This window comes from Candidatus Margulisiibacteriota bacterium (assembly GCA_003242895.1).
In the GTDB taxonomy this organism is placed as follows: domain Bacteria; phylum Margulisbacteria; class Riflemargulisbacteria; order GWF2-39-127; family GWF2-39-127; genus GWF2-39-127.
Genome location: QKMY01000045.1, coordinates 230,620 through 257,439, shown reverse-complemented (window position 1 = coordinate 257,439; position 26,820 = coordinate 230,620). Strand labels below are relative to the sequence as shown.

The following is a 26,820-nucleotide window of genomic DNA, read 5'->3' as shown; positions in this document are numbered from 1 at the left end:
TATGGTGCTGCTTTAATGTTAGTCAAAACCAAAGCTTTTTGCGACTTTTTTTTTGACCTTTATCAAAATGAGCCCGTTTCCTTGCCTTGGTGAACCAAACCGGATCGCTAATCTATCTTAAAGGTTGATCTGATTGCGCTGATATCGGATTTGTCAGCTAAGAGCAAAATCATATCCTGCTTATTGATTGTCGTCTCACCTTGAGGAATAATAAATTTGTTATCGTGCATTACGACCAGGATTAAGGAGGATGCGGGCAAATTCAGATCTTTTATCTCTTTACCGACTGCCGGGGAATCTTCTGGAACTACGATTTCTACAAACTCACTGGATAGCGTATCGGTTATTTCGAACTCAAGCGGATATTTCGGAGCTGGTCTTAACGGTGCCGTTACTTTTAACAGCTTTGCAACCATTGGAACCGTTGTTCCCTGGATCAGAACAGAAAGAATAACCACAAAAAAAACTATATCAAAAATAACTTGTGCGTTGCTTATTCCTGCTGTCAGGGGAAAGGTAGCCAGAATTATCGGAGCCGCCCCCCTTAACCCAACCCAGGAGATCATAAGTTTTTCCCGGAGTTTAAACCGCGTAAAGGCTAGCGAGATAAACACGCTCAAAGGGCGGGCTACGAATATTAAAAAAAGCGCAGCAAGTATGCCGGAAATTATTACTTTCTTAAGTAGCGAGATGAAAACAAGAAGCCCTAAAACAAGAAAAATTGAAACCTGCATAAACCAGGCCAACCCATCATGGAACCGGATAAGATATTTTTTATGGAGAAATAGCCTCGCACCCATAACCAATCCGGCAAAGTATACAGCCAAAAAGCCATTCCCTCCCAACAAAGACGCTGCGCTATAAGCAAACAGAACACCTGAAGCTGTCAGGACAGGGTAAAGCCCGTCATATTGCAGTTTTAGATTATTAATTAACAGGATCAGCAGATGTCCGACAACATAACCAACGATGAGCCCGATAGCAAGTTGCATGATAAACACGGGAATAAGGAGCGCATAGGTCTGGGTTTTTCCGGTAATCAGGCTTAAACAAGCTATTGTCAGGAACACTGCCATTGGATCATTGCTTCCTGACTCAAATTCAAGGAGATGACGAAGGTTTCCCTTAAGATTTATATTCTTAGCCCGCAATATCCCAAATACAGCGGCAGCATCAGTAGAAGATATTACAGAACCTAAAAGTAAGCCTTCCAGCCAGGAAAACCCAAGGAAATAATGAGCGAAGGTTCCCATTATCGTTGCAGTGACAAGCACTGCAACCGTCGCAAGCGAAACTCCTCCTACTAATGCGCGTCTCAGCTCCTTCCAATCAATGCTTAATCCTCCCGCAAAAAGAATCAAGGACAGAGCAAGCACTCCAACATACTGGGTGAGAAGCGGGTCATCAAAATAAACATGTCCAATACCCTCCGAACCAGCGAGAATTCCCAACAAAATAAAAAGCAGCAAAGAGGGAATCCCAAGAAAGGAAGAGATTTTACTTGATACGACAGATAGGAAAAGCAAGATAGCAGTGATGAGGAGTATATAAACCATCGATTGCTCCTTTATCCATACCTGGTAAAAATATTTGTTCTGACTGTATCTGCTTAGATTTTATGCTGCTTTTTCCCCTGATTCCCAACGGCGGATTTTAATTGTCTTTTGAATGTATTCTATATGTAATTTTTCGTTGGAATAATTTTTAACAATTTGAGGAGTTATGTCTATTGGGAATCCCTTGGAAAGTGCATCCTGATAATGCCTGTTCGTTGTTCTTTCTATTGACTCGAGTACTTTCAGCGCACCCTCTATTCCTATCTGACTTCGTAATGTCAGAAAGCCGTCAATAAGCACCCCGGAAGCATTCCTGGACGGCATAACGGGTTCCCCTCTAAGCTTTTTAACAAGTGCAGAGAGATTATTGATATGTCGATAATGATCATCTCGAAATTGTTTAACCTTAAATCGTACTGAAGGAAAATCAATTTGCTTTAGTGCTTCATCGTAACATTGAGCTGCATCGAAATCGAGTTGAATCAAAGAATCAATGTTATTGATAACGGCTTGCATATCCATGGAATTACCTCCTTTTAATAGGTTGATACAGACCGGACCATAGTTTGCACCCACAGGTCAAAAAACTATGAGAGTATGTTAACTATTTCTTGCCGTTAATACATTCCTGATATCAACCAAAGTTTCGTATATTTTATACAGTAGCAAGTAACCCGCAGTTGGTAGCCTCAGCAGCATAACTCCCAAAAGAATGAACCTTGCCCCTGACATAATGTGCGTTCTATCTTTATGGCCTTCTTTTAACATTTTATTAACGGAAAAAATCCCATAGATTATTGAAGAAACTCCGGCCATTATCATAAACGGGATTACGGTAAGCGGATGAATCATTTCACTGTATTTATTACATTCCTTCATAGCCTATCCCCCCTCGCTTCGTTAATTGCTGGATAGTACACCTAGGCAGAAATAATCGCAAGCAAATATAATAAAGCCGGATTTTCGGTTTTTATGAGAAATAACCCTGCGCTTTGCGCAGGGTTATAATTTAAATGTGAATCAGCTTGAAGATAACTAATAGCGATTAAGAAGGCATAAGGAGAACCACAACTTGGTTTTTTTCCACATGGATGATTCCCTTGGATACTTCTAACGATTGCAATTCATCATTAGCTTGATATTTCAATTTGCCTTTTTTGATCAAGCCGACGGTAGCAATATGGTCTTTTAAAATAGTAGTTGGGCCTAAATCGATATTCGGATAGGTGATACTGTCTATTTCGCCTTCAAAGAGCTTTTCTTTCAAGGACCATATTTTGCATTGTAATTTCTGGCTCATTGTTTTTTCATTTCTTGATATTTTTTCTCAACGCCATCTAATCCTCCAACCATATAGAAGCACTGTTCCGGATAGCTATCATAATTCCCGGCAAGGATCTTGTTGAATCCATCGAGCGTGTCTTTTAGCGGCACGTGTTCACCCTTCATGCCGGTAAAGAATTCTGCGACAGCAAATGGTTGAGAGAAAAACATTTGTATTTTTCTTGCGCGGTTAACTGTAATCTTGTCTTCTTCACTTAACTCACTGGTTCCGAGGATCGCTATAATGTCTTTTAATTCTTCATACCGCTGAAGGATTGATTGTACTCGTTTTGCGGTCTGATAATGTTCCAATCCGACATATGACGGATCAAGGATTCGCGAAGTTGACGCAAGTGGATCAACCGCAGGGTATATTCCTTTTTCAACAAGTTTACGTGATAGTACTGTGGTTGAATCAAGGTGAGAGAAAATCGCCACGGTTGCAGGGTCCGTAAGGTCATCTGCAGGCACATAAACAGCTTGCACTGAGGTAATAAACCCTTTTTTTGTTGATACAATACGTTCTTCAAAGCGACCAAGCTCTGCTTCAAGGGTAGGTTGATACCCTACAGCAGAAGGCATTCGTCCTAGTAATGTCGAAATTTCTGAGCCAGCCTGGATAAATCTGAAAATATTGTCCAGGAAGAAGAGAACGTCTTTTCCTGTTTTATCTCGGAAGTATTCCGCCTGAGTAAGTGCTGCAAGTCCTGCGAGAATACGTGCTCCCGGAAGTTCTCCCATTTGGCCGAATACCATGACGGTTTTTTCCATAACTCCGGACTCTTTCATTTCTAGCCAGAGGTCGTTTCCTTCACGGGTGCGTTCACCGATACCGGCAAATACTGATATCCCGCCGTGATGTGTAGCCATATTATGGATAAGTTCCATAATAATAACAGTTTTTCCAACTCCGGCACCACCAAATAATCCTGTCTTTCCGCCTTTTATGTAAGGCGCAATAAGGTCGATAACTTTAATCCCGGTTTCGAACATTTCGTTATTAGCTTCTAATTCTTCGAATTCCGGTGGTTTTCTTCGTAGAGGCCAGTGAACAGTATCTTTATCGAGTGGAGCCCCTCCATCAATAGGCTGCCCAAGCACGTTGAATACGCGGCCAAGAACGCATTCACCAACCGGCATTGTGATATCAGCGCCTTTATCAAGCACTTTCATCCCTCTTTTTACGCCTTCGGTAGGTGTTGTAGATACGGCTCTTACAACATTACCTTCAAGCTGTACAGCAACTTCAGCCAATACATAGAGATCTTTTTTTGCAGAGATTTTTTCTCTGATTTCTAAAGCACTTCGAATATTCGGTAAGCAATCAGATGGAAATTCTACATCGATAATTGGGCCGACGACTCTTACCACTTTCCCAAAATTTTCTTTCATTCCGACTAACCCCTTTCTTTTCTAAGGACTTTAAATCCACTGACGATTTCCGAAAGATCCTTTGTTATCCCTGCTTGTCTGATTTTATTGAGTTCAAGTGTGAGCTCAGTAATACTCTTCTTACAGGAATCTGTTGCGTTTTTCATCATAATAAACCTGGCACCCATTTCTCCAGCCTCGGATTCTAATATATGTAAGTAGAGGACAGTGGTGAGATAGTCAGATAAATAATTAATAAAAATATCTTCATTAATTTGCGGCTCAAAAATGAATTTTTCTGCGAGTTCATAATCTTCTTTTCCTGGTTGCAGCGGGAAAAGATTTTTTAGTGTGGCTTTTTGTCTCAAAATAGATTCAAATGCATTATAGGCTAAGGAGATCGAAGTAACTTTATTCTCTTTAACGAGCTGAATAATTTCCTGAACAAGCAGGTTCAGTTTTTTTAAGCTGATTTCTCCGGCAGCCTCCCCGGCGTGTTTCGGGTCGCTGCTATCACTGAATAATGAAAAATAGTGACTATCATTATAAAGATTCGGCTTGAAAACTTCTTTGCCCTTTTTCCCAATGAAAAAATAGGTATGATTTTCAGATTTCTTGTGAAAGTTTTTTGCTAATATTTTTCTTATCTCCCCATTGAAATCGCCACAGAATCCACGGTTTGACAGTATTGTTATAACGAGATGTTTTTTTTCTTTTGTAGTATCCTCACCTTGTTTCAATTTGTTGCAGATTACCATTTTCATAATCTGTTCAACGGAATAAGATAGCGGCCGGTTACTGGTAATAAGATTTAAGATCTTTTTTAGTTTGATGATCGAAACGATCTGCATTGAATACGTTAGCGAATCAATGCTGTGAAACGTCTGGATCCTTTCTTTTAATGAAAATTTATCAGCCATTAGTGGGCCTCACTCGAAATTGCTAGTCCGGCTAAGTTAATCTCTTGATTATAGAGATTCTTTATATCTTCTATTGCGACCTTTAAGGCATTAATTAATTCCGGCGTAAAAGAGTTTTCTGTAAATAATTTATTAAGAAGCTCAGGATATTTATTTCGTGCCTTTTCGAGCATGTAGGTTTCGAATTTCTGTATCTTTTCAAGAGGAATATCGTTCAAAAAACCATTAACAGATGAGTAAATACTAAGTATTTGCTCTGCGACAGGCATTGGTTTCTGTTTATCCTGCTTTAAGAGCTCGGTTAATATTTTACCTTTTTGCAGCTGCATCTGTGTTTCTTTATCGAGTTCGGAACTGAATGCACTGAACGATTCTCGTTCACGGTACTGTGCGAGTTCTATTCTAAGGCTACCCGATATTTTTCTCATTAACGGTATTTGGGCTTTACCACCTACTCGCGATACCGAGGTTCCAACGTTTACTGCTGGTCTGAATCCGCCATGGAAAAGATTTTTTTGAAGGAATATCTGTCCGTCAGTAATAGAAATAACATTGGTTGGAATATAACTGGATATATCTCCTTGTTGTGTTTCGATGATTGGTAAAGCGGTTATTGATCCTCCACCCAGCTCGCTGTTCAGTTTTGATGCCCGTTCGAGTAATCGTGAATGTAAGTAGAAGATGTCTCCCGGATATGCTTCGCGCCCCGGAGGCCTCTCAAGCAGAAGCGAAATCATTCGATATGCTTGAGCATGTTTTGTGAGGTCATCATAAATGATAAGTACATCTTTTTTATGATTATACATGAACTCTTCAGCCATTGCCGTACCGGCAAATGGTGCAATAAACTGGCTTGCTGCCGGTTCATGAGCTGAAGCGTTTATAACAACGGTGTAATCCATTGCGTCATGTTTTTTTAATACATTAACTACATCAAGAATGGCAGATGATTTTTGTCCGATTGCAACGTAGATACAGATAACATTTTTACCTTTTTGGTTGATAATCGTATCGACGGCTAGTGCGGTTTTTCCTGTTTGTCTGTCGCCGATTATTAATTCTCGTTGACCTCTTCCGATAGGAATTAACGCATCGACGATCTTGTACCCTGTTTGTAACGGATCGCATACTGGTGATCGATCGACTACGCCAGGTGCAATTTTTTCGATTTCACGAAATCGGTAAGTTTTTTCGTCGATTGGACCTTGTCCATCAATTGGCTGGCCCATTGCGTTCACGACTCTTCCAAGTAACGCTTCTCCAACCGGAACGCTAATGATTTGGCCTGTTGATTTTACCCAGGCGCCTTCTTTAACTTCGGTGTGCCTACATAAAATAATTGTTAGGATTTCATCCCGTTCAAGGTTGAAAACTATGCCGTACTTATTGTCAGGGAATTCTACCATTTCCCCGTACATAGCATTCGGTAGTCCGCCAATTCTGGCAATACCGTCTCCGCATTGGAGTACCATGCCTATTTCTTCAACCTTAGAAGAAGACTCATACGAATCCACTTTTTTCTTTAAGATTGTTTTGATTTTTTCTGTATCGAACTGCATAAGCGCTCCTTATAATTAGAAGTTATGAATATGTTGATTAAGATCTAACAATTTTTTTCTTATACTCACATCAACTATTTTGTCTGGGGGGATTTTTAATATAAGTCCTCCATAAATACGGGCATCAACAATGTTTTTTAATATTATTTTATTATTTAACAATAATTCTAGCTTTATTTTGATTTTTTCATTCTTTTCTCTTGAGAGTGGGACCGCGGTAATTATTTGCAGGATAGTCAAATTGTATTTTTCGGCTACTAATTTTTGGAATTTATGATAGATAGAGTACAATCGGGAAAAGAGATTGTAGTCCATTAAAAGTGCCACAAAATTATAGAAAAAGTCTGAAGAATTGGCATCCTTATATATATCTTTGAGGCAGTCCATCTTGAATTCCAGACTATATTTCGGATCAGTCAGGACTTCTCGTACCTCGTAGTTACTTTTATACAGTTTATAGAGAGAAAATAAATCCTCTTCAAATGACTCAACACATTTGTTTTTTTCTGCTTCCAGAAGCAGTGCAGGGATATCAATCTCAAACTTCTTCCGCAAGTTTCCTCTCCATTTCTTTCACACAATCATCGATTATATCTTCGTGATCGCCAACGGTGAGTTTTTTTTGAATGATTTTAGCAACCACAGCAAAAATTACTTCTTCCATCTTTCCGCTAAAATCGCGTAGCGCTTCTTGCTTTGTCATGGACATTTCGTTCTCTAGTTGCGCGAGTGTTATCTTTTTCTCTTGCGCCATTATGTCGGTGGCTTCTTTTCGGCGAAGCCCTTCTTCCTTCTCAAGCGCTATAAGTCGATCCGAAACGTCTTTTTGGAAGGCTATCAGTTTGTTTTCATATGATTCTCGTAAATTTTTAGCTTCTTCCATATTTGTTTCTATTTGTTCAAGATTTTTTTTCTGCGTTTCTTCTCTTTCTTCAAGTACCTTAAGAATCGGCGGAAACACATAAAAATAGAGGACAAGAACAACTATTCCAAAAGAAGCTAGTGTCCAGAAGAATATTTCTGACTGAAATTGAAACAATGCTTTCTTCCTCCTTTATTTAGCGGTAAAAATAAGAAGAATAGCGATTAATAGTCCATATAAACAGATAGATTCTACGAATGCTATACAAATGAACATAAGTGTACGGATTGTGCCGAGTTGTTCTGGCTGCCTCGTAACACTTTCGATAGACTTTGCACCGATTAACCCTATTCCCAGCGCAGCACCTATTGCTGCTAATCCAATTGCGAGACCTGATGATAAATATGCTAATGCTACATTACCCATTCTTTTTCCTCCTTCCTTAATGTTCTATTTTCATAGCATCAGAAATATACGATGCAGATAAATAGGTAAAAATAAATGCTTGTATTAAACAAACAAATAATTCAAAAAGTTTAATTCCTACGATGAGTACCAGCGGTACAAACTTGCCTACAAATATCGGCACCATCGAAAGAAGTGTAAAGAACACGACGATTATCATGTGTCCGGCAAACATGTTGGCAAATAGCCGGAGAGCTAAAGATAGCGGGCGAAATAAATAAGTAACAATTTCTATTGGTGCCATCAGTGGTATCAATAATTTGGGGACGCCGTTTGGAACGAATTGTTTTAGGTACTTCCTGCCATGAATCTTAATCCCGATAAGAACGGATAGAAAAAATACGCCGAGTGCAAGGCTCGCGGTAAAGTTAAGATTGCCGCTGGGCGATTCCAGCAGGGGTATCGAGCCGACGAGGTTATTGGTAGCTACAAAAAGGAACAGAGACAAGAAGAAGACCAGCCAGAAACGAGTGTAATGTGGGAACGATGACAGAAATTGGTCCTGGCAGAAAGCTATGAGCATTTCTACAATAGTTCGGGCTCTTTTGATCTTAAGGGCTAAAAAGAAAAAAACAATTATAAAAGCTGAAATGAACCACATTAATAAAACAGGCTTTATAATTGCTAAGGTCATTCCTAAAAAATGCACAGTGAAGAGTGCTTCCTGTGCTTCATGAATACCCATCGATAATTAACCTCTATAAACGCTATAATTAATTGTAATGGTATGATTCTTTGTCAACAATTCTTCTGAGCTTGGAACCATATTTTCAGCATACAGTAAAATTGTAAATTAGTTTATGAAAAAAGTAAAGGCATAGAAAGTCCCAAGGAGTAAATAGTTAGTATTCGGGTGCCTTGGCTGACAGCGTTGATACTTAAGGCTGCATGTGCTACTATTTCTTAACTAGAAACTTTAATAAGAGAATGAATATGGTTAAACTATTTTCTGAAAGCTCTGTATATGAGTCAAAAAAATTAGCGAATGCTAAGCCTGATCAGAAGCTGCCGCGTTTCATGCAAGAACATCCCTATGCAGGTAAACTGATCGTTGTTGAGGGTATTGATGGCTCCGGAAAATCTACGCAACTTAAGATACTATATAACTTTCTAAAATCAAAAAGCTATCCGGTTATTTTGACCGAATGGAATTCTTCGAAACTAGTTTCCAAAGTTATTAAAAAAGGCAAGAAAAAAGAGCAACTTGGGCCTGAAACTTTCAGCTTATTGCATGCAACCGATTTCGCCGATAGGCTGGAAGGCACGATAATTCCTGCGCTAAAGGCCGGATTGATTGTTCTTGCCGATAGATATGCATATACAGCATTTGCCAGGGATATCGCCAGGAATTGTAATTCGCGATGGGTGCGTAATGGTTATTCTTTCAGTATCAAGCCGGATGCGGTTTTTTACTTTAAAGTTCCAGTTAAATTGGCACTTGACCGGATCTCGCTTACCAGAACACCTAAGTATTATGAATCAGGAATGGACATGAAGCTGTCGAAGGACCCGCTGGAAAGTTTTGTTTTGTTCCAGTCCAAGGTGCTGTCAGAATACGAGAAAATGGTGAAAGAGTTTAGTTTTATACCGATCAATGCTACCTTACCGATACATGAGCAACAAAAGCTTTTGAGAGAAGATGTCATGTTAATTTTAAAAAAGAAAGCTAAAGCATGCGAAAAAATACCTACCCGGGAAAACTTATTGCCTTTGAAGGTGTAGATGGCTCTGGTAAAGGCGTACAGATCAACTTGTTGATGGACTGGCTTCAAGTTGAAGGCTATGGTGCGGTTCAAACGAAACGCAAAAATTCCAAGCTTATTGCCCAAACGATTCAAAATGCCAAAAATAACCGTTCGCTCAGCCCGATTACCTATAGTCTTATTCACGCTGCCGATACCTCTGATATTCTCGCTAAGAATATTATTCCTGCACTTCAGGCCGGGTTTATCGTTCTTATTAATAAATATATTTTAACTTCATTTGCCAGAGATGTTGTCAGGGGCAGCGAACATTACTGGGTAAGGCAACTTTATGACTTTGCGATGTTACCTGACATAACCTTTTATTTCAAGACGACACCGGAGAGATCGCTAGAGAACCTAGGGAGTATCAGTAACGTAGATTTCTATGACGCCGGTATGGATATTGGGTTTTCACCTCAGCTAGAGAAAAGTTTTACCATGTTCCAGTCGCAACTAACCGGACAGTTCGAGCTGTTGCATGCCGATTTTAAGTTTATCACGATAAACTCCTTTGACCCGGTGCAGCAGCAACAACAGTTGATCCGAAAAGTCGTAAAGGGGGTCCTGCCATGAATTTTTTTGAGGAAGTATGGAGTACCGAAGAGCGAGGCGCTAACCCCTTAACTCTAAAAGCGGAGTATCCGCAGCGAAGAGTTACAACCTATGATGAATTAATCGATTACCTGGATTTTTGCGTACAATGTCCGTTGCATAAGAGCAGGACAAACCTTGTTCCGGGGGCTGGTCCCAGCCCGAGCAATTTAATGTTAATCGGAGAAGGTCCTGGTCAGCAGGAAGATATTCAGGGCGTGCCTTTTGTCGGAAGGGCAGGCCAATTGTTAACCAGCATTTTGCTCTCTGTTGGTATTAGGCGGGAAGATATCTATATCACTAATATTGTTAAATGCCGTCCGCCCCAGAATCGAAATCCCGAAGAAAAAGAAGTGCTTGCGTGTCGGACATATCTAGTAAATCAACTACTTGTGCTGAAGCCAAAAATAATTATTCTCGTGGGTTCTCCTGCTCTAAAAGCTGTACTCGATAAGACGATTTCAATTACCAAGGCACGAGGGCAATGGTTTTTTCAAAAAGTACCTTATATGCAAGAAGAGCTTGCAATCATGCCGGTTTTTCACCCTTCATATCTTTTGCGCAATGCCAGTCGAGAAGTTGGAGGCCCGAAATGGCTTACCTGGCAAGACATGAAAGCTATCAAAACGGTGATAGAAGAAAGGTCTTTACTATGAGTAAGATAATAGTTGCCCAACTGCAATTTCCCATCAGTTATAGCGATATCCGGCTTAATATCGATACTGCACTGGGTCTGGCCGAAAAAGCGCTAGCCTCAAGGCATGTTGATTTTCTTGTTCTGCCGGAAATGTGGAGCACCGGCTTTATTTCGAAGAACCAGATCATCGCAAATATAGAAAGTACTTCTTATATATTAGGGAAATTCAGCCAACTTGCACAGTATTATAAGAGTTACATCATCAGCGGGTCTCTTCCCCGGCTCAGAGAACATAACCTTTTCAATACGTCCTTTGTTATTAACGATTCGGGAACGATTATCGGACAATACAGCAAAATTAATTTGTTTCCCTTAATGGATGAGCTCAAAATATTCACCCCTGGAGAGAATGTGTATACTTTTGAAACACAGCATTGCAGGATTGGTCTGGCGATCTGTTTTGATCTACGTTTTCCTGAGATGTTTCGATTAATGCAACGGGAAGGTGCGCAACTCATTTTTCTACCGGCTCAATTCCCGGTCCCGAGGCTCAATCATTGGTTGACCCTTACAAAAGCCAGGGCTATAGAGAACCAGCTCTTTTTTGTAGCGACGAACTGTGTCGGGCAGTGCGGGGGGTATGATTTCTTTGGGCAATCGGTAGTGATTGATCCTTGGGGCGAGATCATTTCAAACAGCGAAGAAAGGACAGGGTTCACGTTAACCGCTATTGATCTTAAAGAAGTCCGTATCGTTAGGGAAAAAATTCCCTGTGTCATCTCTTAGCTCCTCGATTTAAGGTAACTATCTTGCCTATAGGGCATTCAATGTTCAATTAATCCCAGATAATTTCTTTTGACGGAGAAAAAAGTAGTAATTTGAAAAGAATTATCTGGATGTTCCTACCGATAATAAATGAAATCAGATCTGTGCTTAAATCGAAGGTAGTGGATAGCCAATTAAATGTTTGAGAGCACTGGATTTTTAAGAATTTACTTTAAAAAGGAGGAATTTATGATGGACTCAAGTATAAATGGTCTTAACGAGGCTGCTAATCGGATGGCTGTGAGTGCACAGAATGTAAGCCGCGCTGGATTCGATAAAGGTGTAAATCTTGAACGGGAAATAGTCGACACAATACAGGCAAAAGGAAGTGCTGCTGCGAATATTAAAATTATTCAGGTAGAAGAAGAAACCCAAAAATCGTTACTAGATATCGTAGGTTAAATGGTGCGCGCGGAGGGACTTGAACCCACACACCTTGCGGCGCTAGATCCTAAGTCTAGTGCGTCTGCCAATTCCGCCACGCGCGCACTCTGGTTTGAGCGACGTTCCTGATAGAGTATTAATGTCACGATTGTGATAAAATCTATCGGAGACCATGCTCGACGTTTGATATTCAGGCTGAGTTGCTAGCCTTTTAATCAACATTCGAAATGATTGTATCATATTTTTTTTCATTTGAGTATATTAATTAATTTGGCAAAAAGTTTATGGTATGTTAATTTAAAAATAGAGAATTTTTTTAAACGGGCCAGAATATCCGGATTAATAGATACTTTGATATCTCTTAGATTATAAAAATATCAATTTTTTAAAAGGATCACTATGGGATTAACAAAAACTTTAGCACATGCGTTGACTGACTATAAGGCTGCGAGCTCGCTCGGGTCCAAACTAAGGACCTCCCGAATGCAGCACCTATTACCTTTGATAGAAACCGTGTATGCGAAGAATGGGAGCGTAGCCATCATAGACATCGGGGGTACGAAGACCTTCTGGAATATTCTCCCAAAAGAAAAACTAGATAGCTACAACATAAAAATAACTGTAGTCAACTTAGCCGGTAGCAATTGTTCGGCAGATGATAACCATTTTACCTTTGTTGACGGGGATGGGTGTAACCTGTCCGGGTTTGATAACAACTCCTTTGATATCGCACACTCCAATTCCGTGATTGAGCATGTAGGCGACTGGAAGCAAATGAGAAAGTTTGCTCAGGAGATCCTCCGATTGGCACCTATAACCTATATCCAGACCCCATTTTTCTGGTTTCCAATAGAACCGCATTTTATGACTCCCTTTTTTCACTGGTTGCCCCGGCCGGTACGAATAGCATTATGTTTGACTTTCGGCCTAGGACATTTTAACAGGGCCTTGAATATCGATGAAGCTGTTGCGAAGGTTGATTGCATCGAGCTTCTCGATTATCGTCTTTTTCAAGAATTATTTCCTAAACTGTCCATAAAAAAAGAAAAAGTACTGTTCCTGACAAAATCTTTAATCGGCATAAGCAGTGGCGCGTAATATGAACGGTACGATTATTTATATCTGCAGGGTTTTCAATAAGACACGCTGGGGTGGAACCGAAACCGTTATTATCAACAGCGCCAAGGAGCTCCTCAAATCCGGTTACCAAGTCAAGATTTTTACGACCAAAGCTTTATCCGACCAGGCTGAAGAAAGCATTGAGGGAATAAAAATATATCGATTCAGCTTCTCGCTTCCATGGTTTGGGCTGTCGGAGGAAAGTAAAGCAGCTTTACTCAGAAAAGGTGGAAATCTTCTTTCTCTTTCCATGCTCTGGGCATTACTAAGGGAGAAGAATGTAGTTCTCATCCATAGCCATGTGCCCAAACGTATAGGTGCTATTGGGAGGTTCGTTGCGAAGCTCAAAGGTATCCCGTTCGTTGTAACCCTGCATGGCGGTCTGTTCAATGTGCCGCAGGAACAGTATCAAATGATGCAGAAACCCTATCAGGGGAAATTGGAATGGGGTCGTATTTTCGGATGGCTGCTGGGTTCTAATAAAGTCATGAAAGATGCCGATGCGATTATCTGTGTTGGCATTGATGAATATCGTTCTGCACAAATAGCCTACCCAAAAAAGCGGGTTGTCTATTTGCCGAATGGCGTTGACGTGAACTATTTCAAAGAAGGCTCCGGCGAAGCTTTTCGTAATGCGTATAACATCCGGCAGGAAGAAAAACTTTTGTTATGCGTTTCTCGTATAGATTTTCAAAAGAACCAATTGTTTCTTATTAATGCTATGGCAGAAATAATAAAAAAGAATCCTACGGCTAAGCTTGTACTTATAGGATCAGTTTCGGTAGAGGATTATTATGAGGAGATAAAAAATAGGATTACCAAGCTTCACTTGGAAGCTAACGTGCTGGTAATTCCCGGATTTACTTCGAATGATCATATGTTGAGGAGTGCGTATCATGCTTGCAACTATTTTGTACTTCCAACATTGCATGAACCGTTTGGAATTGTTATCCTGGAAGCGTGGGCAGCCGGCAAACCGGTTGTTACCTCAGGCATTGGTGGTATTCTTGGGTTTACCGAAGATACAGGAGATTGCTTGCATTTTGATCCCCAGGTTCAAGAAGATTTTCTGGATAAAATACAACAGCTTATCGACGACCAGGAATTTGCAAATTTCCTTGCCCGAAATGGCTACAAAAAAGTATCTGCTAATTTTGACTGGTCTGTTGTTTGCGAGGAACTTCTTCGGGTGTACGAAGAGGTAATAAGTAAACAAGCCCTTCGCCGAAATTAATCGAGCGCTTTTTTTTTGTATCCCGGGTTTTATTATTTCCAATATTCGTTATGATACGTGTGAGCGGGATACTTGTTTTTTTATAATCCTTTATAATTGCAAGTAAATTACCTTGTCTATTCTGTATTATTCGAAGGCTAATAATTATCTTTTAAAATAATCACAATCCCTATATAATCTCAAATATGAAATTAATTTTGAGAGCTATTTTATCTTTTTTTGTTTTTCTATCGATGGCCCTGGCATTTTATTGGGTTAAGTGCCGGCTAGGCATAGACATTGATCCCCTTCATCACCTTAGCGCACATGCTCCTTTTAAATGGGCATATCAACTTGCTATCCATAGATTCCCTGTTTAATAGCAGAATTTGTAGTGAGAAAAGGGGTTCGGGTAGATTCGGTGGGCTACTTAGAATAAACAAAACCAGAGATGCTATTATATTCTATACTGCCTAATAATCTTAACGTACAATTCCTCAAGCCTTTTCATCTGGGCATCAAGGGTATAATTCTTTATAAATCTCTCGTAGCTTTTTTTTCCAAATTCTGATAACTTAGGCTGATTCTTAAAAAAGAATTCTATATGCAGAGCTAGTTCCGTATGGTTTTTCTCTTCAAAGAGAAGTCCTGTTTCCTTATTTACTACCATTTCCGGGATTGCTGCAATTCTGGACGCAATAACAGGGACCGCGCAAGCCATTGCTTCTTTTACTACATTGTTGCAGCTATCAGGAATTCCCTTTTTTGTGAAAACACTTGGGATTAAGACGAGGTCCGATTTCCTGATTTCTTCTGCGACTATCTGATGAGGCTGCATTCCCATAAACACAATCGGATAACCCTCCGCTTCTTTTTCATATTCTTTTCGGAGTTCCCCATCACCTATTATTGTAAGGGATCCTGTTTTATGTTTATCAAAAAATATTTTAAAAGCTTTTATTCCATATAGCAACCCTTTTACTTCAATGAAACGGCCAACCATAACCATCCGGAACGTAGCACTTATCGAGGCTGACCAATCCTTTGGTATAAATTTATTGCTGTCAATGCCGGCGGTATTCGTAAATATCTTACTTGGATTGCAACCCATCTTGATTATATTCTTTTTCATATCATCAGAATTAACGACAAAATAATCTCCCTGATGAAACAGGTTCTTTAACCGTAATCTGAAAAAGATGCCTCTGAAAAAATATATATCCGTACCATGAAAAAAGGTAATAAGCGGTACTCTTGTTTTCTTTGCGACACGGATTAGCGGAAAGGCATTTACTGAATGATGTACCTGGAGTAACGATATTCTGTTCTCTTGAATAAGACTAGTGACATATTTCTTGTATGTATTGTATTTATTTTTTCTACGTAGATAGGAAAAAATATAAGGCCATTGAAATTGAGCGGCGTAATCATCTTTTCTGCAAATGACCACAGGATTAAAGTGCTTAAACGAACGAATCCTGTCAAAGATGAATGTCTCAGAATTTGGCAGATATCGATCAACGCAGATAGCTAAATTTTCAGGTTTCATATAAGAACCCATTATAATACTGTTCGCTGAATAGTAAAAGCAATATCGAAAAACACGAACATTAACCATCATTTTCTGAGTGTCTGGAAGGAAATCGACTCAGAAGTGGCTTTATTTTCGCATGATGAAGAGGAAAAAGTGGTGCGCCGTGTAAGGATCGAACTTACGACCCATTGATTAAGAGTCAATTGCTCTACCAACTGAGCTAACGGCGCCCTTGCGTTATGCTTTATTATTATATCTGTTTTGGCTAGTTTGTAAAGGAATAATCGTATAAACAATTAAAAATAATTATAAGTGTTTATTTGGCAAATATTTTTTGCCATGCTAAAATAATATAATGAAAAGTCTTCATCTTATCTTATTATTGTTATGAAGGAGTCCCGGTATGAATAGAAAAGGTTTTACGTTGATTGAGTTATTGATTGTATTAACCGTTATTGGTATTTTGGTTGCGATTGTTATTCCTTCTTTTAGGGGGATGCAACAGGAAGGTAATCTTACCAAAGCTGAGCAAGAATTGAATACTTTACAGGCTGCGGTGGAATCGTATTATCGCCATAATGGACATAGCTATCCTCCGGATGGCGCCGGCACAACACCGATGGCTTATCAGGATTCACTGATTAATCAAAAATATTTTAGGATTATCAGCCAATATTTAAAGGATCCATTCAATAACAACAAACTATATAGTTACACCATACTTAAAGATGTTAATGGTATAGATTATTATGTGGTTTGGTCAAATGGCATCAACAATGTTAAAGATTGGCAGTGGCTCAACGAAGAGGGTAAAATCAAAATTTCAGCTGATAAAGATGATATTATCAGAACAAATGCCCTAATCGGTAATTAGCACTAGGGCAAAATAGTGAGTCCTAATTCTTTTTATTCAAGAATTTTGGTTGCCCTAACAGTAAAGTTTTTAAAATCTAAGTATAGTAGCAAATTTTCCTCCCATTATCTTTACCTAATTGGGTATGATAGTTTGTAGAATTTCAATGTATCTTCTTGAGCAAGAGTCCTTTAGGTAATATGGAGTGTAATATGGTACCTATTGAAAAAGAGTATTTGATTTTTGATATAGGTGAAGAGGTCATCAAGCTCTTACATATCGATAACAAAATACAGAATATAGAATTCTTTAAAGATAATCAGTTTACCAATGAAAAAAGAAAAAGCCTTGAAACTTCTAAAAGAATTAAGGCATATTTGCTTGAGAACACAATTGAGACAAAGACAGCCTTCATCTGTATCTCTTCAAAAAATATATTCATTAAGATAACTACATTAAAAACTGAAAATAGCGAGAGACTTGAGTTTCAGATCAATAGCTATGTCCAGAATAATTTTCCCTTTGCGCTAAATGAGATTGAACTAAGCTACGTAATTCTTAATGAAAAAGAGGGTACCAATAATGTTAATTACAGGGTAATGATAGCCGCTGTGCCCAAATATTTGATTGAAAAATATCAATATATTATCGCGGAAATGGGATTAATTCCTTCTATCATAACTGTGGCACCTCTTTGTGTTGCGGCTCTCTATAATCAAATCAATGATGTATCAGACAAAAGTATCTTGTGTATCGATTTTGGCGCCTCAAAAAGTGACCTTATTTTTATTCGTAACGGGGAGGTTTCTTTTTCCCGTTCAATAGCTATCGGCAGCGATTTACTCATAAAAGAAATCCAGGATTATTATCAGGTACAATTAACTGAAGCCAGAAAACTAAAAAACGAAATTAATTTCAATGCTTTAAGCGGGAATTATTCCTATAAGCTTGGCAAAAAAGATCCGGTGGAAGTTGTTGAGCACGTTTTAGATACGCTTATCACTGATATTAAGCGGACATTGGGATATTACATTAATAACGAGCAGGGGAACAGTATTGAAAAGATCTATTTGTTTGGAGGAAATGCTTTCCTTAATAATATTGATAAATATTTTGAGCATAAAATAGGGATTGCTACGGATTTGTTTCCTTGTGACAGAGATAAAATTATCGCTACAGGCATTAATGACTCAATAGCAGAAGCTATCGATACAACGCATAGCTATTTGCAGGCAGTAAATGTTTTAGGTTTTAACAAGTTATTATCAGATAAAAACCTTATTAATTTATTAAAAGAGGAGGCTGAAAATTATGAAAGAAAACCGAGCTCTCCTTCAAAATCATATTACAAAATACTCAGCAAAAATAATAATACCCGATTTTTGGTTGTGCTGTATCGATACTTAGTGCGGTTCGTTGTTTTTTCCCGACCCCTTTCAAGCTATGTCAATCGTTTTAATCTTAAAAAATCGCTGCTTTTTGGCCCTGTGGTTTTTGCTGTTATGGTCGGTGGGTATTATGCATTCTTGCAGGCTAATATTCATAGAATGAATAATATGGTTCAGAAGAATCAACAACAATTAGCTTTATTGAGTAAAAAAGCTGATGAAGCTATTAATAACACGAATACAATTAATGAGATTCGTGACGAGGCAAAGATGTTTCTGTTTTTGCACAAAAAAAATGTGTTTAGTGAGTTTGCTAACTATTTAGTAGAATATCAAGGAAATAATCGAATTACTTTCGTGCGCATCGAATTTAATAAGGATAAGAAAGAAACTCATATTATCGGTGAGTCGAAAGATGGAAATAATTTTGCTCAATTTATAAAAGACATTCAAAAGAATCCCTCGGTACGGAGTGCGGATATTGTATATATAACTCAGAAAGACAGTTTATTTGAGTTCGAGCTATTAATAAAAGTTATGTAGGATTGGTTGAGGCTTTATATATGAACATAGAAAGCAATGTGTTAAAAGATCTTAGTGATGCACCTTTATGGCAAAAAGTATTTTTTGTAATAATTATAGGCATTATAGTATTCTATACCCTGCGAAATATAGTTTTCTATGGTAGTATTGGCAAATTAAATGAGTTAAAAAAAACGCAATTCGAACAGGAAATGAATATTAAATCGTATAGGTTCTTAGACCAGAACCTCAAACATTCCGAGCAGGAGTTAAAGTCAGTCCTCTCAAGTGAACGAGCGTTGTTACTGAACAAAAATGATTTCCCTATTGTCTTGAGTAATCTCACAACGAAATCGCTGGATAATATTAAAATAAATAATATACGTCCCGGAAAAGAAATTGTACAAAAAAAATATGTAACAAAAGATCTCTTTGTTTCATGCGAAGGAACGCTGAGCGGGCTAATGAACTTTTATAGTAACTTGCAGTCTTTTCTTCTATCAAGCACGATTGATAGCATAACAATTACCAGGAAAGATAGCCAAAAGTTTTATTCTGAAATATTTATTACCTCTTATTTGACGACAAATAAGAATTCAAGTATTCCTCTAAAGAGCCAGGGTGTCCCATCTTCCGGTAACATAAGCAGCAATTAAAATATTGCAACCCCAAATTGGTCTTTTAACGCTTTTTTGATTTTTTCAAATAATTTGGTGTTCTTTTGTTTTTTTAAGTTAACCCCTTGCAAATGGGCAAAATATTCCATGATATCACTTTCTTCTTGATTAAGGTATGTTGGTGTAACAATTTTAACGAGCACATGTTCATCCCCGATGCCTCGGGCATGTAAATGGGGGATGCCTTTTCCTTTTATCCTGAATGTAGTGTGGGATTGGGTTCCAGGCGGGACTTTAAGTCCAACCGGACCACTTAAAGTTGGGACTTCAATTTCATCGCCTAACGCAGCTTGTGCAAAGGAGATTTTTACTGAAGTACTGATATCATCACCCTCACGGGCAAATACCGGATGAGTTTTCACCGAGATAAAAATATACAGGTCTCCCGGAGGTCCTCCGTTTGCACCGGTATTTCCGGCTCCGCTTACCCGCAATTTTGCTCCTGTATCGACTCCCGCTGGGATCCTGACCTTAACTGTCTGTTTTTTCTTTTCGCGCCCAGAACCTCCACATGTAGCGCAGGGATTGGAAATTACTTTCCCCTTTCCACCGCAGTTCGGGCAGGTTGTTACCTGCGTAAAACTTCCGAGAATAGTTCTTTGTACTTGCTGAACTTCGCCTGAGCCGCCGCAGGTAGGGCAGGTAGCTTGTTTCGTTCCCGGACGAGCACCTGATCCGGCGCAGGTTGCGCAGGTTTGATAATTGAAGATGTCGATTTCTCTTTCGATTCCTGTTGCTGCCTCTTCGAGTGTTATTGATAAGTCGTAACGAAGATCATCGCCTCTGCGAGGTCCGGTCTCTCTCCTTGTTCTTCTAGCAGAAGTACCTCCAAAAAATGACTCAAAAATATCTTCGAATCCGCCAAATCCTTCGAACCCACCATAACCGCCCCCGAACCCTTGTCCCGCCGACTCGTCAACGTGACCGTATTGGTCATATTGAGATCTTTTTTTCGGGTCAGCTAGTGTTTCGTAGGCCTCATTGATTTCTTTGAATTTGTGGCTGGAATCTGGGCTTTTATTGACATCAGGATGGAATTGCCGGGCTAATTTCCGGTAAGCTTTTTTTATATCACTTTCTGATGCATCTTTTGGGATACCCAGTACTTCGTAATAATCAGTCTTTGCCATTATTACCTCATTCTTTTCTGATAAATAACGGGTGCCAGTGGTGTATATCAGACTGGCAACCGCTTGCTATCAAATTTAGAGTTTATTTTTTATCATCATCGACGACTTCTGCGTCGACAACATTATCGTCATCTGCTTTCTGTTGCTGTTCTGTTTCTTCTCCAGTGCCTTGTTGCGGGCCTTCTTGCCCTTGTTGTTCATACATTTTTGACGAGACGTTATATATCTCTTGCTGCAGTTTTTCTATTCCAGCTTTAATTTTGTCTTTATCATCGGAATCCATAGCTTTTCTAAGTTCACTAATATCACCGTTGATAGAATCTTTTGTCGCTGTATCAACTTTGTCTCCGAGGTCTTTTATTGTTTTTTCAGCAGAGTATATGAGTGAATCGGCTTCATTACGTGCCTCAATCAGTTCTTTTCTTTTCTTGTCTTCATCTTCATGTGATTCGGCATCTTGCCTCATCTTTTCTATTTCAGTGTCATTTAATCCTGAAGATGCAGTTATGGTTATTTTCTGTTCTTTTCCTGTTCCCTTATCTTTTGCAGAAACGTGAACAATCCCGTTTGCGTCGATATCGAAAGTAACCTCTATCTGCGGAATTCCTCTTGGTGCTGGCGGGATGGAAGTCAACTGGAATCTTCCAAGCGTTCTATTGTCACCAGCCATGGCTCTTTCACCTTGAAGAACGTGAATATCGACTGAAGTCTGTCCGTCTGCCGCAGTCGAGAATACCTGGCTTTTCTTTGTTGGTATCGTCGTGTTTTTCTCGAGCAGTTTTGTAAAAACACCGCCAAGAGTCTCTATTCCTAGTGAAAGCGGTGTGACGTCAAGAAGTACGACATCTTTTACATCTCCGGCAAGAACTCCGGCTTGAATTGCGGCTCCTAAGGCAACAACTTCATCTGGGTTAACGCTTTTGTTTGGTTCTTTGCCAAACACTTCTTTCACTTTTTCCTGGATATAAGGAATTCTTGTTGTGCCTCCCACGAGAATTACTTCATCGATTTCATTCACTGATAGTCCGGCATCCTTAATTGCGATTTTGCAGGGCTCGATCGAGCGTCTTACGAAATCTTCGATCATCTGATTAAACTTAGCTCTCGTGAGATTATAATTAAGATGTTTCGGTCCGCTGCTGTCTGCTGTAATGAACGGTAAGTTGATTTCTGTCTGCTGTGTTGAAGAAAGTTCGATTTTTGCTTTTTCGGAAGCTTCTTTTAATCGTTGGAGTGCCATTGTGTCCTTTGAGAGGTCGATTCCCTGCTCTTTTTTAAACTCAGTAACTAGCCACTCAATAATTTTAGAATCAATGTTATCTCCGCCCAGGTGGGTATCGCCATTGGTTGAAAGAACTTCGAATACACCTTCTCCCAATTCTAGGATAGAGATGTCAAAGGTACCGCCGCCGAAGTCATAGACAGCAATTTTTTCTTCCTTTTTCTTTTTGTCTATTCCATATGCTAATGCGGCCGCTGTCGGTTCGTTAATAATTCTTAGAACTTCGAGTCCTGCTATCCTTCCGGCATCTTTGGTTGCTTGTCGTTGGCTGTCATTGAAATATGCCGGGACAGTGATAACTGCCTGGGTTACTTTTTCTCCTAAGTAGGCTTCAGCGTCTGATTTCATTTTCTGGAGGATCATTGCTGATATTTCAGGAGGAGCATAATGTTTTCCCTGAATATCGACAACTGCGTCTCCATTCTTGCCATTAACAATTTTGTACGGGACAATTTTCTCTTCTTCTCTTACTTCGTTTTCTTTACGCCCCATAAAACGCTTAATAGAAAATATCGTATTGTGGGGGTTGGTAACTGCCTGTCTTTTAGCAACTTGTCCAACTAACCTTTCTCCTGTTTTGGTAAAGGCAACAATTGAAGGTGTCGTTCTTCCTCCTTCTGCATTAGTGATGACAGTTGCTTCGCCACCCTCCATAACAGCTACGCACGAATTTGTTGTTCCTAAATCTATACCTATTACTTTTCCCATTATTGTAACCCCCTTATTTTATTTTTCTTTGGAAACTATAGCCATGGTAGGCCTTAATACTTTACCGTGAAACAAATATCCTTTTTGCAATTCTTTAGTGACAACTCCCGGCTCATACTTATCTGAGTCTTCTTCCATTACTGCATTATGAACGTGCGGATCAAACTTTGTTCCTACCGCTTCTATTGGCTCAATATGGTGTTTGGTGATGAAATTTTCCACTTGTTTGTGGATTAATTCAAGTCCTTTTGTAACGCTTTCATTTTTTGTCTTTTCATCGATATTCAAAAAAGCTTGATCAAAACTATCAAGCACTGTAAGGAATTCCTTGAGTAGCTTTTCATTCGCTGATTTAAGTAGATTTATTTTTTCTTCTTCTTTTCTTTTTTTGAAATTATCAAATTCTGCGAGTAGCCGTAAATATTTATCTTTTTGTTCCTCTATTACTTTGTTTTTTTCTTCAACTTCTTTCTCTTTTGTCAGCTCGGGCATTTCCTCAATTATTTTGTTAACTTCTTCGGGTTTTTCCTTAAGTTCAGGTTCTGATGTCATAGCGACATTCTCTCCCGGATTTTCATGGATTATTACTTTTTCCTTTTCATTGGATTCCGACGTGTTCTCATTTTCTTGGTTGTTTTCACCTGTTGGATTCATCTTTCCCCCCCTCTAATTCGTTATTTGTTCATTAATTATCGTATCAAGATTTTTTGATACGGCATGGAGTACAGTTGATATATTCATATATTTCAATCTCCGAGGTCCAATTACTACAACATCACCTTCATTATCGTTCACAGTATAACTAACTTGCGCCATAGTGCAACTCCTTAATCTATTTTCGTTATTTTCGGAGCCTATAGTAAAGTTTACCTCATCAGCTGTGGTATTTTTTTCGAAAATTAGATTGGCAAGAGTTTTTTCCTGTTCGATAACCTCAACAATCCCCCTTAGATCTTCAATGCAGGAGAAGTCATGATTGTAGATCATGAGATTTGATGCGCCTTTTTTGAAAATCGTGGGTCTTTCCTTAAGATATGCACCTGCATTTTTAATGACCTGGAATGTTTTTTCCAGTAATTTCTTATGTCCAGGAAGTTCTCCGAGCATTTTTTTAAGTTCAAGATTTTCTAGCTCGGCAAAACTTTTATCCAGGAATGTTTTGTGAAGTAAGTTCGATATCTGGTCTAAATCGGCATCATCAATTTTCTCGGAGCCGTTGATGAGAAAATCTTTGCTTATGCCGGTGTCCATTAATATGACAACAAGTATCTGATGAACATTAAGGAGTATTACTTTGATCATTTTTATTATACTATGCCTCATATCAGGCATAGAAATAAAGCAGAAACAGTTGGTGAGCTCAGCGAGAATATATGCTGTCTGCTCAAGGATCAAGCTTATATCATTAAACAGGTCCTTATAAGTTTTAATGACTTCTGTTCTGGTGTCATTTGGTGTTAAGTGACTTTTGACATAATTATCAACGTAAAATCTGTATCCTTTATCCGTTGGGACTCTGCCTGAAGAGGTATGGGGATGAGTTAGATAACCCTCTGTTTCCAATAGGGCAAGTTCACTGCGAATAGTGGCCGGGCTTACATGAAAGCCATAATCTTGCGCCAGTTTACTCGAGCTTATGGCGTTGCCAGAATCAATGTAGCTATTTATAACAGCTTGCAAAATAGAATTTTTTCTTTTATCCATATGCTATCGTATATTTCTAGTTTACAATCTTATTGAGCTGGCACTCGACGCATGCGAGTGCTAATCAATGGTAAAGAATACCATTCTCGAATAGGCATGTCAAGTAACTTATTTGATTGTAGCCACTAATTCTGCCAGTTTTTTTTGCAATTTATCGGCTGTTTTTTTGTCGTCAGGAATAATCTCTTTACCCAAATAATTGAAAATGAAATGTAAATCAGTTAAAATTAACATAAAAGATCAAAATAATACTTTAAGTTTTATTATCGGAGGTTATCTTTGGAAGACTATAGAAAGGCTTTGTTAGATGAGTTTATCAATGAAGCTGAAGAAAAAATAGAAATACTTAATAACTCGTTGCTTGAGCTTGAAAAAGACCCAGGCAATAAAGAGTGTATTAATAACATTTTCAGGGCTACCCATACACTGAAGGGTGGTTCAGCAGCCATGGGGTTTGAGAACTTTACTCAATTAACGCACGCCATGGAAGATATTTTTCATTATATTAGAAATGATAAACTGCAGGTCACCCCAAACATTATCGATGTTTTTTTTACAACCTCGGATTTTTTAAAAAGTTATCTGGCAAAGATTAATTCAAATGATTTTAATGCAATTAAGATTGATGACATTCTAGAAAAGCTTGAGAACATTATTTCTGTTACTCCGGTTAAAAAGATCGAAAATTCTAATCAAAAAAATGTAAAGGAGAAAACTGCTGCCACGGCTATTAATTCTCTTACTATAGATACCCTGATTTCTAACTTGCCTGAAAATATTCTTAAGAAAATACAACGAAAATTAAATGAGAACATTGATGTTTTTGGCGGATGTATTCAACTAAAAGAAGATATTCCAATGAATTCACTTATTGTTTTTATGCTGTTTACAAAGTTAGGTGGCTTTGGAACTATTATCTGGTCCGACCCGCCGGTGGAGCTTTCAGAGGATTATGACGGCACCAGGATCACCTTTGTCCTTGCCTCTGATGCAAAGAAAAACGAGCTTTTGAAATCCTTGAAAATACCGGAATGTAAGTCATTAAACATTTTGGCGATAAATCTGGACGCTTTAAAAAATGTTTTTAAAACTGAAAAAACAAAGAACAATCTTCCCCAGGTTAGCCCTGTGCTTATGCCTCCTCAAGAAAAACCGAATATAAATGAACTGGATCCGGCAATTTTAGGGAGTGTTACTTCTACCTTAAAAGTAGATTCTCAACGGGTTGATAACTTATTAAATTTAGTTGGAGAGCTGCTTATTAATCGATCTCGATTCTCACAGGTAGTTACCGGAATAAAAAAAACACATAGCAATTTGAGTTTTGTCTCTCACCTCAATGAAACAGTAACGCAGTTAAAGAAAATAACCAACGATCTGCAAGAAGGAATAATGCAGCTTCGGATGATAAAAATAAACCAGATATTCAACAAATTTCCTAGATTAGTCCGTGACATTTCCAGGAAATTGGATAAAAAGATCAATCTGGAAATAACCGGACAGGAAACCGAGCTGGATAAACGGGTTATAGAAGAAATCCGGGACCCGATCATGCATATCGTGAGGAATTGTGTCGATCATGGTATCGAGACATATAGTGAACGAAGTGCACTTGGGAAGCCGGAAAACGGGACGCTTCGGTTAGATGCTTGCCACGAAGGAAATCAAATTGTCATAAAGATTTCTGATGATGGCCGCGGGATTGATCTGGATTTAGTTAAACAAAAAGCCATTGAACTAGGTATGATTAATAAGGCAGAAGCCCAGAAAATGCTTGAGCAAGAGATCTTGTATTTAATTCTTCAGCCGGGATTTTCTACTTCGACGCAGGTTAATGATTTGTCCGGCCGTGGGGTTGGAATGGATATTGTTAAGAGGAATATCGAAAAACTCAATGGAACAATCAAAATTATTTCAGAAATTAATAAAGGCACCACATTTCTGATTAAACTTCCCTTAACTTTAGCTATTATTCCGACATTACTTGTAAAGATCAATAACGGGGTTTTTGCCGTCCCTTTATCTTCGGTTACAGAGATAATTGAAATTTCTACAAATAGTATTAAAATGGTCAATGGAAATGAGATGATTGCTTTGCGTGATCTAGTAATTCCTCTTATTCGATTAAATAATTACTTTAATCCGGATTTGCCTTATAAAGAAATAGAGCTTGCCGATGTCGCGATAATCAACATCGCTGAACAGCATGTTGGGCTTGTTGTTGACGCTTGCATGGGGGAACAGGAAATCGTCATTAAATCATTGACCAGTGAACTCACCGAGAGTGCCGGTATTTCAGGTGCTGCAATATTAGGCGATGGCACCATCGCACTTATCATCGATGTAGCAACAATTATTAGAAGAACAGCTGAAATCAACAACATTATTAATATGAGTAATTATAATAAAAACGTAAGATATTGAGCGAACGTAAAAAAACTGAGTAGGAGAA

Annotated in this window: 27 protein-coding genes and 2 tRNA genes; 11 read left to right on the top strand and 18 right to left on the bottom strand. The window is 38.7% G+C overall.

Annotated elements, in window-relative coordinates; genetic code table 11:
- Window positions 1–107: 107 nt before the first annotated feature.
- The 11 genes from DKM50_07470 to atpB form a co-directional block, all read right to left on the bottom strand.
- Complete coding sequence (locus DKM50_07470) at window positions 108–1,556, bottom strand: potassium/proton antiporter (protein PZM80006.1); 1,449 nt, start codon at window positions 1,554–1,556, stop codon at window positions 108–110.
- A 60-nt stretch (window positions 1,557–1,616) separates the two neighbouring features.
- Window positions 1,617–2,078 (bottom strand): hypothetical protein, encoded by a 462-nt coding sequence (locus tag DKM50_07465; protein PZM80005.1) that lies wholly within the window; start codon window positions 2,076–2,078, stop codon window positions 1,617–1,619.
- A 78-nt stretch (window positions 2,079–2,156) separates the two neighbouring features.
- Entirely contained in the window at window positions 2,157–2,435 is a 279-nt protein-coding gene (locus DKM50_07460) for a hypothetical protein (protein ID PZM80004.1), read from the bottom strand.
- Between the two features lie 166 nt (window positions 2,436–2,601).
- Window positions 2,602–2,856, bottom strand: a complete 255-nt coding sequence (locus DKM50_07455) for a hypothetical protein (protein ID PZM80003.1) — start codon at window positions 2,854–2,856, stop codon at window positions 2,602–2,604.
- A complete protein-coding gene (locus tag DKM50_07450) occupies window positions 2,853–4,271 on the bottom strand; it encodes a F0F1 ATP synthase subunit beta (protein PZM80002.1) in 1,419 nt (472 codons plus the stop codon). Before DKM50_07450 ends, DKM50_07455 begins: the two co-directional genes overlap by 4 nt.
- 5 nt (window positions 4,272–4,276) lie before the next feature.
- The gene (locus DKM50_07445) at window positions 4,277–5,170 is read right to left on the bottom strand and encodes a hypothetical protein (protein ID PZM80001.1); all 894 of its coding nucleotides are present in this window, start codon (window positions 5,168–5,170) and stop codon (window positions 4,277–4,279) included.
- The gene (locus DKM50_07440) at window positions 5,170–6,729 is read right to left on the bottom strand and encodes a F0F1 ATP synthase subunit alpha (protein ID PZM80000.1); all 1,560 of its coding nucleotides are present in this window, start codon (window positions 6,727–6,729) and stop codon (window positions 5,170–5,172) included. Before DKM50_07440 ends, DKM50_07445 begins: the two co-directional genes overlap by 1 nt.
- 15 nt (window positions 6,730–6,744) lie before the next feature.
- The gene (atpH, locus tag DKM50_07435; protein PZM79999.1) at window positions 6,745–7,284 is read right to left on the bottom strand and encodes an ATP synthase F1 subunit delta; all 540 of its coding nucleotides are present in this window, start codon (window positions 7,282–7,284) and stop codon (window positions 6,745–6,747) included.
- Entirely contained in the window at window positions 7,268–7,768 is a 501-nt protein-coding gene (locus tag DKM50_07430) for a hypothetical protein (protein ID PZM79998.1), read from the bottom strand. Before DKM50_07430 ends, atpH begins: the two co-directional genes overlap by 17 nt.
- Before the next feature lie 15 nt (window positions 7,769–7,783).
- Window positions 7,784–8,017, bottom strand: coding sequence for a F0F1 ATP synthase subunit C (locus DKM50_07425; GenBank protein PZM79997.1), 234 nt, complete (start codon window positions 8,015–8,017; stop codon window positions 7,784–7,786).
- A 16-nt stretch (window positions 8,018–8,033) separates the two neighbouring features.
- Window positions 8,034–8,741, bottom strand: coding sequence for an ATP synthase F0 subunit A (gene atpB / locus DKM50_07420; GenBank protein ID PZM79996.1), 708 nt, complete (start codon window positions 8,739–8,741; stop codon window positions 8,034–8,036).
- 332 nt (window positions 8,742–9,073) lie between these two features.
- Between atpB and tmk the strand changes: the two genes are divergently transcribed.
- The 5 genes from tmk to DKM50_07395 all read left to right on the top strand — a co-directional run bounded on the left by tmk (window position 9,074) and on the right by DKM50_07395 (window position 12,256).
- Window positions 9,074–9,778 (top strand): dTMP kinase, encoded by a 705-nt coding sequence (tmk, locus tag DKM50_07415; protein PZM80031.1) that lies wholly within the window; start codon window positions 9,074–9,076, stop codon window positions 9,776–9,778.
- A complete protein-coding gene (locus tag DKM50_07410; protein ID PZM79995.1) occupies window positions 9,730–10,374 on the top strand; it encodes a thymidylate kinase in 645 nt (214 codons plus the stop codon). The genes tmk and DKM50_07410 overlap by 49 nt, the downstream gene beginning before the upstream one ends.
- Window positions 10,371–11,048, top strand: a complete 678-nt coding sequence (locus DKM50_07405; protein PZM79994.1) for a uracil-DNA glycosylase — start codon at window positions 10,371–10,373, stop codon at window positions 11,046–11,048. The genes DKM50_07410 and DKM50_07405 overlap by 4 nt, the downstream gene beginning before the upstream one ends.
- On the top strand, window positions 10,985–11,815 hold the full coding sequence (locus tag DKM50_07400; protein ID PZM79993.1) for a carbon-nitrogen family hydrolase: 831 nt from the start codon (window positions 10,985–10,987) through the stop codon (window positions 11,813–11,815). Before DKM50_07405 ends, DKM50_07400 begins: the two co-directional genes overlap by 64 nt.
- Before the next feature lie 228 nt (window positions 11,816–12,043).
- Window positions 12,044–12,256, top strand: coding sequence for a hypothetical protein (locus DKM50_07395; protein ID PZM79992.1), 213 nt, complete (start codon window positions 12,044–12,046; stop codon window positions 12,254–12,256).
- 1 nt (window position 12,257) lies between these two features.
- On the opposite strand, the gene DKM50_07390 is transcribed toward DKM50_07395, so the two are convergent.
- Window positions 12,258–12,342 (bottom strand) — tRNA-Leu (locus DKM50_07390).
- Between the two features lie 295 nt (window positions 12,343–12,637).
- Here DKM50_07390 and DKM50_07385 point away from each other — a divergent pair.
- Window positions 12,638–13,336 carry a class I SAM-dependent methyltransferase gene (locus tag DKM50_07385; protein PZM79991.1) on the top strand — a complete coding sequence of 233 codons (699 nt, stop codon included), beginning with the start codon at window positions 12,638–12,640 and terminating at the stop codon, window positions 13,334–13,336.
- 1 nt (window position 13,337) lies between these two features.
- Window positions 13,338–14,591, top strand: coding sequence for a glycosyltransferase family 1 protein (locus DKM50_07380; protein ID PZM79990.1), 1,254 nt, complete (start codon window positions 13,338–13,340; stop codon window positions 14,589–14,591).
- A gap of 436 nt (window positions 14,592–15,027) precedes the next feature.
- Here DKM50_07380 and DKM50_07375 read toward each other — a convergent pair whose 3' ends face one another.
- Entirely contained in the window at window positions 15,028–16,191 is a 1,164-nt protein-coding gene (locus tag DKM50_07375) for a hypothetical protein (GenBank protein ID PZM79989.1), read from the bottom strand.
- Between the two features lie 67 nt (window positions 16,192–16,258).
- Window positions 16,259–16,334, bottom strand: a tRNA-Lys gene (locus DKM50_07370).
- A gap of 173 nt (window positions 16,335–16,507) precedes the next feature.
- Here DKM50_07370 and DKM50_07365 point away from each other — a divergent pair.
- The 3 genes from DKM50_07365 to DKM50_07355 all read left to right on the top strand — a co-directional run bounded on the left by DKM50_07365 (window position 16,508) and on the right by DKM50_07355 (window position 19,523).
- Entirely contained in the window at window positions 16,508–16,978 is a 471-nt protein-coding gene (locus DKM50_07365; GenBank protein PZM79988.1) for a hypothetical protein, read from the top strand.
- A gap of 179 nt (window positions 16,979–17,157) precedes the next feature.
- Window positions 17,158–18,888: a hypothetical protein gene (locus tag DKM50_07360; GenBank protein ID PZM79987.1), complete on the top strand. Its 1,731-nt coding sequence runs from the start codon at window positions 17,158–17,160 to the stop codon at window positions 18,886–18,888.
- Between the two features lie 20 nt (window positions 18,889–18,908).
- Entirely contained in the window at window positions 18,909–19,523 is a 615-nt protein-coding gene (locus DKM50_07355) for a hypothetical protein (protein ID PZM79986.1), read from the top strand.
- On the opposite strand, the gene dnaJ is transcribed toward DKM50_07355, so the two are convergent.
- The 4 genes from dnaJ to hrcA all read right to left on the bottom strand — a co-directional run bounded on the left by dnaJ (window position 19,520) and on the right by hrcA (window position 24,368).
- Entirely contained in the window at window positions 19,520–20,674 is a 1,155-nt protein-coding gene (gene dnaJ / locus DKM50_07350) for a molecular chaperone DnaJ (protein ID PZM79985.1), read from the bottom strand. The genes DKM50_07355 and dnaJ overlap by 4 nt on opposite strands.
- 82 nt (window positions 20,675–20,756) lie before the next feature.
- Complete coding sequence (locus DKM50_07345; protein PZM79984.1) at window positions 20,757–22,664, bottom strand: molecular chaperone DnaK; 1,908 nt, start codon at window positions 22,662–22,664, stop codon at window positions 20,757–20,759.
- An 18-nt stretch (window positions 22,665–22,682) separates the two neighbouring features.
- Window positions 22,683–23,318 (bottom strand): nucleotide exchange factor GrpE, encoded by a 636-nt coding sequence (locus DKM50_07340; GenBank protein PZM79983.1) that lies wholly within the window; start codon window positions 23,316–23,318, stop codon window positions 22,683–22,685.
- A gap of 12 nt (window positions 23,319–23,330) precedes the next feature.
- A complete protein-coding gene (gene hrcA / locus DKM50_07335) occupies window positions 23,331–24,368 on the bottom strand; it encodes a heat-inducible transcription repressor HrcA (GenBank protein ID PZM79982.1) in 1,038 nt (345 codons plus the stop codon).
- A 279-nt stretch (window positions 24,369–24,647) separates the two neighbouring features.
- Here hrcA and DKM50_07330 point away from each other — a divergent pair, with 279 nt between their 5' ends.
- Complete coding sequence (locus tag DKM50_07330; protein PZM79981.1) at window positions 24,648–26,792, top strand: hypothetical protein; 2,145 nt, start codon at window positions 24,648–24,650, stop codon at window positions 26,790–26,792.
- Window positions 26,793–26,820: the final 28 nt, after the last annotated feature.